General features: G+C 45.6%; 7 protein-coding genes and 4 pseudogenes. 4 read left to right on the forward strand and 7 right to left on the reverse strand.

What is annotated here, in order from left to right; translation table 11 throughout:
* Positions 1-400: 400 nt before the first annotated feature.
* Entirely contained in the window at positions 401-1,150 is a 750-nt protein-coding gene (repE, locus tag M977_RS23480) for a replication initiation protein RepE (RefSeq protein ID WP_064519493.1), read from the reverse strand.
* A 543-nt stretch (positions 1,151-1,693) separates the two neighbouring features.
* On the opposite strand from repE, the gene M977_RS23485 reads away from it, so the two are divergent.
* Together M977_RS23485 and M977_RS23490 are read left to right on the forward strand one after the other, a co-directional pair.
* Entirely contained in the window at positions 1,694-2,896 is a 1,203-nt protein-coding gene (locus M977_RS23485; protein ID WP_064519498.1) for an AAA family ATPase, read from the forward strand.
* 2 nt (positions 2,897-2,898) lie between these two features.
* Positions 2,899-3,873, forward strand: a complete 975-nt coding sequence (locus M977_RS23490) for a ParB family protein (RefSeq protein WP_064519502.1) — start codon at positions 2,899-2,901, stop codon at positions 3,871-3,873.
* 123 nt (positions 3,874-3,996) lie between these two features.
* Here M977_RS23490 and M977_RS23495 read toward each other — a convergent pair.
* The 4 genes and pseudogenes from M977_RS23495 to M977_RS23515 form a co-directional block, all read right to left on the reverse strand.
* Positions 3,997-4,155 (reverse strand): annotated as a pseudogene (locus M977_RS23495) (DUF4113 domain-containing protein); the annotation flags it as partial.
* Between the two features lie 140 nt (positions 4,156-4,295).
* Positions 4,296-5,264: pseudogene (locus M977_RS23500) on the reverse strand (IS91 family transposase); the annotation flags it as partial.
* Positions 5,265-5,295: 31 nt separating this feature from the next.
* Positions 5,296-6,458, reverse strand: a protein-coding gene (locus tag M977_RS23505; RefSeq protein ID WP_157092137.1) for an IS3 family transposase whose coding sequence is annotated in 2 segments (ribosomal slippage) — positions 5,296-6,191 and positions 6,191-6,458 — 1,164 coding nt in all. Because the reading frame shifts where the segments join, the coding sequence is not laid out codon by codon here.
* Positions 6,459-6,522: 64 nt separating this feature from the next.
* Positions 6,523-6,780 (reverse strand): annotated as a pseudogene (locus M977_RS23515) (transposase zinc-binding domain-containing protein); the annotation flags it as partial.
* A gap of 263 nt (positions 6,781-7,043) precedes the next feature.
* Here M977_RS23515 and M977_RS23520 point away from each other — a divergent pair.
* On the forward strand, positions 7,044-7,820 hold the full coding sequence (locus M977_RS23520) for a glycine betaine ABC transporter substrate-binding protein (protein ID WP_064519519.1): 777 nt from the start codon (positions 7,044-7,046) through the stop codon (positions 7,818-7,820).
* A gap of 12 nt (positions 7,821-7,832) precedes the next feature.
* Positions 7,833-8,915, forward strand: a complete 1,083-nt coding sequence (locus tag M977_RS23525) for an L-dopachrome tautomerase-related protein (protein WP_064519522.1) — start codon at positions 7,833-7,835, stop codon at positions 8,913-8,915.
* 384 nt (positions 8,916-9,299) lie between these two features.
* On the opposite strand, the gene M977_RS26190 is transcribed toward M977_RS23525, so the two are convergent.
* A complete protein-coding gene (locus M977_RS26190) occupies positions 9,300-9,479 on the reverse strand; it encodes a hypothetical protein (protein WP_425339056.1) in 180 nt (59 codons plus the stop codon).
* A 248-nt stretch (positions 9,480-9,727) separates the two neighbouring features.
* Positions 9,728-9,857: pseudogene (locus tag M977_RS26195) on the reverse strand (IS91 family transposase); the annotation flags it as partial.
* Positions 9,858-10,498: the final 641 nt, after the last annotated feature.

The raw sequence follows: 10,498 nt of genomic DNA on the forward strand, positions 1-10,498 counted from the left end.
ACCCTCAACTTCAGGTATTTCCTCCTGCCGGTCGGAACTATGACAATCTGCCCTCAACTTCAGGCATTTCCCCTGCCGGCCAGAACGGTGACAAATTGCACTTATACATCCCACCGTTCTGCATGAGTTGTGACAAACCACCCTCAACTAACTAATGGTATATTATTAATTTGATATCCTCTCCAGCCTGAAGGCCGAGTTTTTACGGCGTACTGGAGAATAAGTGTGACAAACAACCCTGATTAAACGTATCAAGTTGAGTAAGCCAAAGAAGTTGAGGGATTGATAGCCTCAGACGAGGCATCGAATTTGGTACGGTATGAGCTCAGATAGCAAAATTGATAGGAAGTATGACTTATGCCTGTGCCGACGGGAGAAGCCATAAAGTCAAATAATAGAATTAAAGGGGGCGTTGGTCGTCAAAATAGCTAAAAATAATATGCGTAGTTAGTCGGCCTTTTTTCTTCTCAACATACGAAACTTTCATAGGAGTACGGTTATTAATCTCTTCAACGACTGGTTGAAGGAAACGACGTCGAAAATCAGGCATTCTGCTATAACTTTGAGGCAGTTGATATCTATCCATGATCCAGTCGATTTTGAGGGAAAGAACGCCCGAACCATCTGGTTTGCGATACTGGCATAACGACTCATAAAGACGCATCGCATAGGGACTGGTGATTTCTTTAGTCTCTCCCAATCGAAACTGAGTAAATCGATTCTGAAGGCCAACGAAGAATGGAATAATGTAGGGATTGATATGAACGCTATATGTTCCGCGAGCAGGACTATAGGCTCGCTTAATGAACCAAGGGAATGACTCATATCCATGCTCTCCATTCGCATCATCTTCAGGTTTGAAGAAAACGACTTCCTTTCCAGCAAAATTCTTTAATGCGTTACGAATGTCCTTACTTGCCTCAGTAGAGGTTAATCCAAAAGTTTTAGCGTAATGTGCAACTTGAATATCACAAATTCCGTTATGCTCATTTAACGTGCCGTCGTGGCCGCGTATCTGATCAACAAACAAATACAACATACGCTTCTGATCTCTAGTCAGACTGTACGCAGCTTCAGTCAATTCATTTGACTGAACAATTCGAGGACTATTTTTACGTCTGGTAGTATTTATCAGAGGCTGATCTGTCATCGCGATATCCCTTCAAAGGGTGACAGCTATTAAGGTTGTCACTGATATGCAATCCTGTCAATAAGTGTGTGAATAAATTGGATTAGTGAGGGTGATTTGTCACAGGTCTTAGGGCAATTTGTCACAGATAACATTCCTGTTTAAGGGTAATTTGTCACAGTGTCAGGGCAATCTGTCACAGCAGATTGCTTTAGAGGCTTGTCTACCAAGGGTTTGTCGAGTGCCTAAAAACAATATAAAAAGATCCTTAAAAAGATCTTTAAAAAGTACCGTTGTATATGTGCATAAGTGTGTCCTCTGATCCCTACAAGCCACGTTAAATTACGCTTCCTCGCCTACTCGCTCGCTATCGCTCGGTCGTATGGCTGTGGCGAGCGTTGCGGATATCAAAGATTTCATTCTTGAAATGGATATTGATTCTTTTTCACAAAGTCTTAGATGACCATAGCTCTTAGCTAGATAGAACTAATCACAGTTTATGAATTTTTGTTTTCAATATGACATTTTTTTGCCAAAATGATAAAAAATGTCATGGAGGTTATTATGGAAAACATCGAGCAATTAAGGAAAGTGGGGGCGAGAGCTGGCAAGTTATTAACATCTCTTAGCAAGAGTATCCGCCAGCAGAAAAATGAATTACAGCTTAATGAATTTTACCAAGTTTACAGCAAGGCATCTTTATACAAATTGCCCAAGCTAAGCAAAGGTAGTGTCGAATACGCTGTAACTGAAATGGAAAATAAAGGCTATATTTTCAACAAAAAAAAATCTGGTAACAGCATGAAGTATGCAATGACATTGCAGAATGTCATTGATCTATATAATTATCGTGAAGTACCTAAATACCGTGACCGCTATAATAAGGCCTTTACGATTTTCGTTTCAAATCTTAAAGGAGGCGGTTCAAAGACTGTATCGACTGCATCTTTAGCTCATGCACTTCGAGCACACCCTCACCTTCTTTTTGAAGACTTGAGAATTTTAGCAATTGATTTTGATCCTCAAGCTTCACTTACAATGTTTCTGAATCACGAAAACTCAGTAGGTCTGGTTGAAACAACCGCTGCACAAGCTATGCTGCAAAATGTTTCATATGAAGAACTTATCTCAGACTTTATCACTCCTTCTATTATTCCCGGTGTAGACGTCATTCCTGCATCGATAGATGATGCCTTTATTGCCGAGGGCTGGAGAGGATTATGTGAAGAACATCTGCCTGGTCAAAATATCCATAGCGTTCTGAAAAAGAACATCATAGACAAACTTGAATATGACTATGATTTCATTTTTATCGACTGCGGGCCTCATTTGGATGCGTTTCTGAAGAACTGTATTGGTGCAGCTGACTTAATGCTGACCCCCTTACCCCCTGCCACAGTAGATTTTCATTCTTCTCTGAAATTTATATCCAGTTTACCAGCTCTAATTGACGGTATTGAGCAAGAAGGCCATCAGTGTAACTTGATCGGAAACATCGGCTTTATGTCAAAAATCCTCAATAAGCCGGATCACAAGATTTGCCACAGCCAAGCAAAAGAAGTTTTTGGATCTGACATGCTGGATATGGTTCTTCCGAGACTGGATGGTTTTGAACGTTGTGGTGAAACTTTTGATACCGTTATCTCTGCTAATCCTGCTACCTATGATGGAAGCTCTGAAGCACTCAAAAATGCGAAAATGGCTGCAGAGGATTTTGCAAAAGCTGTTTTTGATCGTATCGAATTTATTCGTAGTAATGGAGGTTAATCATGTCTAGGGAAGGTAGAAAAACAATTGGTCGTCAGCTGAATTCTCAGGTTGCAATAGACGGACCTTCAACTACAGAAAAAACTCAATTCCTGACGCTAAAGAACGGCCGAAAAGTTAAGTTCGTTGAAGTTCGTATCAATGCGAATGAAGTTAGTTCAATGACTTTTGTAAATCAAGAGACCAATGGACGAGATCAGTCTGCTCTGACTAAAGAGTCTTTAAAAGACATAATCAAAACTATTAAGTTACAGCAATTTTTCCCCTGTTTTGGTGTACAAACGGGAGACAGAATTGAGATTCTTGATGGTTCCAGACGTAGAGCCTCAGCAATTCATGTACATGTGGGCTTGAATATCATGGTTACTGACGACTCCTTGTCTGTGGAAGAAGCACGGCAGTTGGCAAAAGATATTCAGACGGCTAAAGAGCACAACTTGAGAGAAGTTGGATTGCGTCTGTTGGGGTTAAAAGAATCTGGTTTAAATCAAAAAGAAATTGCAATACTTGAAGGTATGTCTCAAGCCAAGGTAACACGAGCTTTACAGGCTGCTGCTGTACCACAGGAATTGATCTCTTTATTCCCTGTTCAGTCAGAGCTATCTTTTTCAGATTATAAATTGCTTCTCGATATTGATGCTAAACTCACAGAAAAAGGCATTTCTTACCAGCAGTTGCTTGATGATATCTCAAGCCATCTCGACAAGGTCCTTGGAGACTCACAACTTCCAGAGGATGAACAAAAAGCCGCTGTTCTAAAGCTTATTTCGAAAACTTCTCTGGCACTCATTTCAGCGCCAGCAAAAGATAAACCCGTCGTCTCACCATTATGGGAATTTGACGACAAAGATAAGTTTGCTCGTAAGCGTATTAAGGGAAGACAGCTGGCTTATGAATTCAATCGCCTTCCGAAAGAACTCATGGATGATATCGATATTGCTGTAAACAATGTGCTAAAGCGTTATCTATCTGAATAGTTTCGCCATGGCGATTTCACGAATAACTAACTGTTATACAATGTTTTTTATTATTAATTTCATAGTGAAATCGCCATGCTCTCATACAAGTCTTGCATGAGGTATATCATCCCAATAAGTCGTTTAAGCATGAGAAAACATCTCTCGGTTCATCTTCCATTCTGACGCAATCCCTCTGCCCGAAAACCATATTTTCCCAAGCCCTGATTGGTTAATTCCATCCAGCACTTTCATCAATTCCTCACCGTGTACTCGAGGCTGTACTTCATCAAACAAGTTCATGGTTAGGAGATTGAATCGCATCTTCAGATAGTGCCTGACCATGAACGGCAGCTCGAACTATCCCACTGAGGACGCTGACCTGTGTGAGTTTACGTGTAAAAATGACCGTTTAGTGCCATTTTTAACCTGAAACCTATTTTTCAGGCGCACTGATCCATAAGCTCTGTCTGCAGCCATCGTTTTTTCGCCATGCCGTTAAGTCTTTCTGACAGTAATTCGGTTGCATGATGGCCTGCCTGCGCCCCTGCAAAGCGCAGCCGGTCGCCGCAAAGAATACATTTGTAGGGGTCAACACCCAGAAACCCCTTCATCAGCGCGGCGAAGCCGGGTTTCTCCGGCTTCTTTTTTTCTTCCATTTTTAGCGCTTCATACACTTTCGGCAGTAATGTTCCCCGTTTGCGGTTGGATAAGAAGCCGTAGTACCGCACCATTTTAAAATGACGAGCCGGAATGTGGCTGATATAACGCCCGATCATCTCTTCCTGCGTGAGTTTCTGTTGCCGGTGCTGCTGTGTACGGTGGTCGTAATAATGATGCACCACGGCCCCACCGCTGTAGTGGCGCCGCTGAGAGGCGGCGACCGGTGGACGCTTCAGATAACGCCCCAGATATTTGACGCTGCGCCAGGCACTCCTGGTTTTCTTCGCGAAGTGGACTTTCCAGTAACGCCCGTACTGGGCCTTCAGATAGCGTCGCCACTGAGTTGCATCGCGGATGTGGCCCAGACCCGGCAGCCTGCCGGGTCTGATACGGTCGTAGCTTTCGCGCAGCAGACGAATGACGGCACTCCGCCAGATATTCTCCACCTGCTTTTTCTTAAAAAACAGGGCGCGCCATACGTCATTTTTGACATCGAGGCCACCCCGGGTCTACGGAGACATGGATGTGGGGATGCTGATTGAGCTGGCGGCCGTAAGTATGCAGCGCACAAAAGATGCCGATCTCAATACCCTGTTTGCGGGCCCACCGGAGCATGGCACGGGTGGCCGGCCGAAGAGGTCATTGAGCAGGGGCCCGTTGTCACTGAAAAAGGGCCAGAGGACGTGGGGCATCGTAAAAGTAATATGCTGCCAGTCGCAGTCGGGGAGGATGTGCTGTTGTGTGGCAATCTGATCCTACCCACGTAATGTGGACACGGTCCTAAGCGAGATTCAGATTTTCAAATTGTTCCGGGCTGAGCCCGCCACAGGCACTGTGCCGCCGCCACCGATTGTAATCACACTCGATATAATTAAACACCGTCATCCGCATCATTTCCCGGCTGATAAAGCGTTCACCGTGGATGCATTCGACTTTCAGTGTGTGGAAGAAACTTTCCGCACAGGCATTATCGTAACAACAACCCTTTGCACTCATGCTACCACGCAGGTTATGCCGCTTCAGTAGCGCCTGATAATCCGCTGAGCAGTACTGCCCACCACGATCTGTGTGAACGATGACATTTTCCGGGTGCTTACGCCGCCACAACGCCATCTGTAGCGCATCGCAGGCCAGCTGTGCCGTCATCCTCGATGACATTGACCAGCCGATAACAGCACGTGACCACAGATCGATGACAACAGCCAGATATAGCCAGCCTTCATCAGTACGTAAGTAGGTGATGTCACCCGACCATTTCTGGTTTGGACCGTTGGCGTAAAAATCCTGCTTCAGCAGGTTCTCCGACACCGGCAGGCCATGCTCGCGGTAACTGACCGGGCTGAACTTCCGTGAAGCTTTCGCCCGTAGCGCCTGACGACGCAGGCTGGCTGCCACGGTTTTCACGCTGAAGCGGTAACCCTGAGCATGCAGTTCATCGGTCAGGCGCGGTGCGCCGTAGCGCTGTTTTTCCCGGTGAAAAGCCTCGTGCACGGCGCCGTCACAACTCAGACGGAACTGCTGGCGTGAGTTTAGCCTCGTACGCCGCTGATCCCACGCATACCAGCCGCTGCGGGCCACCCGGAGGACGCGACACATGGCTTTGATGCTGAACTGAGCCTGATGTTTTTCAATAAAGACATACTTCATTTCAGGCGCTTCGCGAAGTATGTCGCGGCTTTTTGGAGAATGGCCAGCTCCTCGTCCCGTTCCGCCAGCTGGCGTTTGAGACGAGCATTTTCAGCAGCGAGTTCATTTTCACGCTCAGAGGATAAGAGCTGTTGCTGCTGTTTACTGCGCCAGTGATAAAGTTGCGATTCATACAGGCTGAGTTCACGGGCTGCGGCAGCAACACCGATGCGTTCAGCGATTTTCAGGGCTTCACTGCGGAATTCAGGGGAATGCTGTTTACGGGGCTTTTTGCTGGTTGATACTGTTTTTGTCATGTGAGTCACCTCTGGTTGAGAGTTTACTCACTTAGTCTCGTGTCCACTATTCGCGGCTAGGATCAATCCACTGCTCGGTCGCTTTCATGCCGCAGGCGCTACAGGCCTTCGACTTGCAGCTCTGGCAGAAGAAGCGGGAGTGGGTGCAGTCGGGTGAGGCACAGCAATAGCGGCGAACACCCATGGCACAGGTGCCGCAGGCGAGCATACGTTCCACGGAGAGCTTCGTCCATTCACTGACGCTGTCGCCGAATTTATCGAGAAAGCGATTCCAGCCGTCATCGAAGGTGAAGAGCAGTTTTGCGGGTCGCGGGATATACATAGTGCAGAGTATAAAACGAGGCAGGGGAAGGATAAAAGGCTGTGGCTGCAGGGCAGCCGCGCTCACGCCGGAGGCGTGCTAGCGGCTAATCAATATAGTCTCATTCTCGCTCCAACAGAATAACACTTTATATGGAACCGTTATATATCGACATGGTTTTTTTGTGTATGTTATTAACATAACAAATTGATTCTTATTAGTTTGCATCATAATTAAAAATTTATTTTTAAGATTAATTAATACATCAGTCTGATGAGGTAATCATGAATAAAATTATTCGCATTGGTCATATTGATTTAAGTTTTCATGCATCCAGTGCTGCTCTGGTTACAGCTATTTTTGAAAAGCATGGCTGGCTCGTGGAAAATAGCACCGCACCACATCAGGAAATGTTTGGGCGTTATGGTGAACAGCAGGTAGATATGCTGGTTTCTGCCTGGCTTCCTGCCAGCCACGGAGCCTATCTGGCACCGTATATCGAGAATACTGTAAAATTATCGGTACTGTATCATCCTTATTGTATCTGGGGCGTACCAGACTATATTCCTGAGAGTGAGGTTGCCTCTGTCAGGGATTTGCTCAAACCAGATGTTCTGGTAAAAATGGAAAAATGTATTCAGGGGATTAATCCAGGAGCAGGAATTAGCCGTTTCTCACGCAGGATGATTGATGAATATCAACTGGGCGCAGCAGGCTATTATTTTGCTAATGGTTCCGAAGAAGAGTGTTTTAGCGCATTTGAACAAGCTGTCAGTGAACAACGCTGGATAGTCATTCCTCTGTGGCATCCACAATTTTTACATCATCGTTATAATATTCGTGCACTGCACGAACCTGTTGGATTATTAGGTGGTCACGATGAGGCTACGCTGATTGCCAGTAAATCCATTGTTGAAAAATTTTCTCCTGAGTTGCTTGATGAACTCTGCCAGCTCACCCCGGGAAATAAGGCAATCAGCGAACTGGATTATCTTATTTGTCGCAAAAATAAAACGCCACAACAAGCTATTGATATTTTTAATAATCATTGTATGAAATAAAAGGGAAATATTATGCGAATGAAATTATCTTCGTTATCGTTTGCTATAGCGATAATGTTCACTGGGCAAAGCTATGCAAAATCTGACCAACTCACCGTCGCAGCTGTATCTCATATCGCTAACTGGAATGCGGTAGCCCCCTTAAGTAACAATTCCTTGTTTGCTGCATCGCCTCGCTGGACGGGTTCAAAAGGTCCACAGCTAACTTATATTGATACACAGGGGAAACAACATGCCTGGCCGGACAAATCATGGAACAGCTGGGCTCCGGGAAAACCCACTGAAAACAGGTTTGTTAATATCAATGCTATCCGCCTGATTGATTCACAGCTATGGGTGGTGGATACAGGTGCACCAGACTTTGGTGGAACGCCGTTACCCGGCGGAGCGAAACTTGTAGTGATTGATGTTAAAACTCAAAAGGTAAGTAAAATCTACACTTTTGACAGTAATGTTGCCGGTAAGGGCAGCTATGTTGATGATTTACGAATTAATGGAAAGCACGCTTATCTGACTGATGCGGGCTGGGCAGGATTGATTGTTCTCGATCTTGACACAGGGAAATCGCGCCGTGTTTTATCCGACAGCCCTTCAACCAGAGCGGGTAATAAAGCTATCCGGCTTGACGATAAAATCGTGCTGACGCCGGACCAGAATATACTGAAGGTCAATGCTGACCCGCTGGAACTTAGCCCTGATAACAAATGGCTCTATTATGGTCCACTGAATGGTCCTATGTACCGCATCCCAACCCGCGCGCTGGATGATAACAACCTGGACAATGTGGCGCTGGAGAAATTAGTTCAGGTATGGTTTGAGATGCCACCTTCAGGCGGTACTGCCATGGCAAAGGACGGGACATTCTATTACTCTGATTTGGCAGAAAATGCTATAAAACGACGTCTGCCAGATGGCAGAGTAGAAACGGTCATTCAGGATCCGAGTCTGCACTGGGTGGATGCGCCGATAATTGATGATAATAATATAATGTGGTTACCGGTACCGCAAATTGACCGGGTTAGTCTTTTTCAGAATGGCAAGAATCTGACCCAGTGGCCAGTCCAAGTATTAAAGCTTGATTTAAATAAAAAATAAGTAAAAAGCCACCTCCTCATGAGCTCCTCTAAAAGGGAGCTCTGTCGATGCCCTAATGCGACAGAACCATATTTATTGCGGGCAATGTGAATGAATTCTTGAGGAAACCAACCTACTTCCGAGTATAAAGCGATAATCAGGTCATGGACATCCCCGAAGCAGTATTGCTGCGACGCTCACTCCGAAGGAGTGCTACGTTCATCCGTATTGTGATCATGATAGAGGACGCTAAGCGTGGCACTGTCAATGTAGTGCGCCATTTAGGTGCCAGCTATCGGTGGCTTTTCAGGTATCGGTCTAGGTATCTCACGGTGTTTTTGCCACCTGCCGTCTTTTGGGTACGTACACATGTTAGTAATCGCCTCCGGCTGTCAGTATCAGGTATCACCACTGCGATTCAGTGGTGATGTGGGCGAGTGACGGCGGCAGCGCGACAGCTCCTGGCCATCTGCTCAGCAGCAGCTGACGGATATTCCACATTCCGCGGGTACGCATGACATCTTTGCGGAAACTGATTTTCTTCCACTCTCCGAGCTCATCAATACCACCACAGGTAACGAAGATGTGGACATGTGGGTGCTAGTTGAGGCGACGGCTATAGTTAGGATGGCGTAGAGGATACAGATATCCGGCTCCGTTTTCCGGTAGCGTATAGTAGGTTATAGATCGCTAGGCGCCAGAGGTTGTTAAGCAATCCGTTATTTATATCAAACAGGATCAGAGCGTATAGGGCAGGGTGAAAACTAGGTGTATCAAGTCGTAGTCTGGCAGGCATTAAGTTGCGCGGAGATCCACATACCGGAAGTGGAATTATCGCAGCCATACACCTTCACACCAGAGATGCGGGTGCCGCAGACCTCTCTTTGTGACAGCTTCCATTTCGATACAGTGCAACTTGCCAGCGTCAAGGAAGGAGATTCAGTACTGGTTGGCGGTGAACATGTTTTTCAGTGGCCGAGGTTGAAAGCCGTCAGTAGTGGTGAGCGTTATCCGCCAGCATCTCCGCTTTGGTTGCATACAAATAGAAATGTTGACGGAGTAACAGAAGGACACATAGTGCCTGGGTGTATCAGGGAACACACGGTAGAAATTTTCTCAGAAACATTGGGTGCAGGAATAATTATTACGGCGACGAAATCAGTTAAACAAGCGGATATGAGAGTTTATTCTGACTGGCAACGGCCTTCATGGCCTGCTTAAACATTTTGGTGTGAGCAATTTGATGCTCTGTGGAATGTAACATGGGAATGATCGACCGCCGTGTCATGTCGGGATGGCATATTCTGCCACCCTTCGATGTGCCGCCGCTTCTCTTTATACCCGCGTATTTATCTGTCCAGGAAGCAGATAAATCTTCCAGCGTTGTGTTCGCTTGGTTTCTGCGTTAGGCAGACCTATTCAGGCGTCCACTCCATTGATTTCTACAGCGTCAGTATCTACCAAATGGGTAACGCTGCTCATTTTTTAAGTAAATAAATCACACTGTATGAGTAACGGTACTGTTAATTCCTGGTAAATAAACGACATAACTTATAATGACTTATCGTTCATTGATTGAGAACATAAAGGCAATAACTTTATTG

The organism is Buttiauxella gaviniae ATCC 51604 (assembly GCF_001654835.1).
Lineage (GTDB): Bacteria > Pseudomonadota > Gammaproteobacteria > Enterobacterales > Enterobacteriaceae > Buttiauxella > Buttiauxella gaviniae.

Excerpts from the sequence above, each read along its gene's own strand:
- repE (WP_064519493.1), bottom strand. The coding sequence starts at position 1,150 with ATGACAGATCAGCCTCTGATAAATACTACCAGACGTAAAAATAGTCCT.
- M977_RS23485 (WP_064519498.1), top strand. The coding sequence starts at position 1,694 with ATGGAAAACATCGAGCAATTAAGGAAAGTGGGGGCGAGAGCTGGCAAG.
- M977_RS23490 (WP_064519502.1), top strand. The coding sequence starts at position 2,899 with ATGTCTAGGGAAGGTAGAAAAACAATTGGTCGTCAGCTGAATTCTCAG.
- M977_RS23520 (WP_064519519.1), top strand. The coding sequence starts at position 7,044 with ATGAATAAAATTATTCGCATTGGTCATATTGATTTAAGTTTTCATGCA.
- M977_RS23525 (WP_064519522.1), top strand. The coding sequence starts at position 7,833 with ATGCGAATGAAATTATCTTCGTTATCGTTTGCTATAGCGATAATGTTC.